This window comes from Streptomyces sp. NPDC058877, assembly GCF_042742855.1.
GTDB lineage: Bacteria > Actinomycetota > Actinomycetes > Streptomycetales > Streptomycetaceae > Streptomyces.
Genome location: NZ_JBHYMF010000394.1, coordinates 1 through 1,549, shown reverse-complemented (window position 1 = coordinate 1,549; position 1,549 = coordinate 1). Strand labels below are relative to the sequence as shown.

Annotated in this window: 1 protein-coding gene; it reads right to left on the bottom strand. The window is 70.0% G+C overall.

The window, feature by feature from the left end:
* Positions 1 to 67: 67 nt before the first annotated feature.
* Entirely contained in the window at positions 68 to 1,285 is a 1,218-nt protein-coding gene (locus ACFW2Y_RS35815; RefSeq protein ID WP_384887922.1) for an IS110 family transposase, read from the bottom strand.
* Positions 1,286 to 1,549 lie beyond the last annotated feature (264 nt).

The following is a 1,549-nucleotide window of genomic DNA, read 5'->3' as shown; positions in this document are numbered from 1 at the left end:
GGGGGTGCCTCTATGTCCTTCGTCAAGGCGCCCGTGTCGGGTTTGGGGTGGTTCAGGGTTGTTGGGGTTATGCGGCGAGCTCGATGTCCTTCGGCGTCCGGGATTCGTAGAAGGTGCCGTCGCGGAGCATGGCGAACAGGACGCTGATGCGTTGGCGGGCGAGGCGGAGGAGGGCTTGGGTGTGGGTCTTGCCGCGGGCGCGTTGCTTGTCGTAGTAGGTGCGGGAGGCGGGGTCGGCGTTCATGCAGGCGAAGGCGGAGAGGAACATGGCGCGTTTGAGCTGCCGGTTGCCGCCTCGCGGTGCGTGTTCGCCGTGGATCGAGGTCCCGGATTGCCTGGTGGTGGGGGCGAGTCCGGCGTAGGAGGCCAGGTGGGCGGCGGTGGGGAAGCTGGTGCCGTCGCCGACGGTGGTCAGCAGGACTGCGGCGGTCCTGACGCCGACGCCGGGCATCGATGTCAGGACCTGGGAAAGAGGGTGGGCCTCCAGCAGGGCGTTGATCTGGGCTTCCATCGCCCTGCGCTGGGTGTGCACGGCGGTCAGGGAAGCGGCCAGGGAGGGGACGACGATGTCCAGGGTGCCGGTGCCCGGGACGACGACGGTCTGCTCGTCGAGCGCGTCGAAGACCTCGTCGATCAGCCGCTGGGCCATGCGCGGGGCCTTCGGGCGGATCAGCTCCACGAGTCTGCGGCGGCCGGCCTTGCGCAGGGCGGCCGGGGAGCCGTAGCGCTCCAGGAGCCAGGTGACGGCCTGGTGGTCCAGACGCGGTCCCAGGACGCGTTCCAGGGAGGGGTGGAACTGGGTGAGCAGGCCGCGTATCCGGTTGCTGGTGCGGGTGGCCTCGGCGGCGAGGTCCTGGTCGAAGCCGGTCAGCACGGTCAGCTCGGCGGTGATCTCGTCGGTCAGTTCCAGGGAGCGCAGGGTGTGCGGCATCGTCCGCGCGGCATCGGCGATGACGGCCGCGTCCTTGGCGTCGGTTTTGGCCTCGCCGGGGTAGAGGTCGGCGATCCGGCGCATGGCCAGGCCGGGCAGGTAGGCGACGCGGCAGCCGGCGTCGCGGGCGACGGTCAGCGGCAGGGCGCCGATGGAGGCGGGCTGGTCCACGATGACCAGGACGGTGCCGAACTTCGCGGTCAGCTTGTCGAACACGGCCCGCAGCTTCGGCTCGCTGTTGGGCAGCGGCTTGTCGAAGACCTTCTTCCCGGCCGGGGTGAGTCCGTGCCCGTGGTGCGCGGACTTGCCGACGTCCAGGCCGAGGAACACGCCCACGTCTTCGATCTCGAACATCGTGCCCTTCCAGGGGTGTTGACGGTGCCGGCCTCGGCTCGGGTGTCGTGCTCGCGCATCCACGTTATGCAGACCTGCCGCCCGCGAACTGTCCGGCGTTGCGCCGGACCGGACGGTGGCCGGACCTCTGATCAGCGTCTCCGACGAACACCCCTCGGGCCCGGTGACACCACCCCCCAGGTCATCCGTTCGACAGGGGGACACAGTCATGCCGGGCCCGGAGGCCAGCGGCCCTCTTGCAGGACCGCGAAGAACATAACGGGG

What these genes read in the sequence shown, in the direction of transcription:
- ACFW2Y_RS35815 (WP_384887922.1), bottom strand. Translation starts at nt 1,285, where the DNA reads ATGTTCGAGATCGAAGACGTGGGCGTGTTCCTCGGCCTGGACGTCGGC.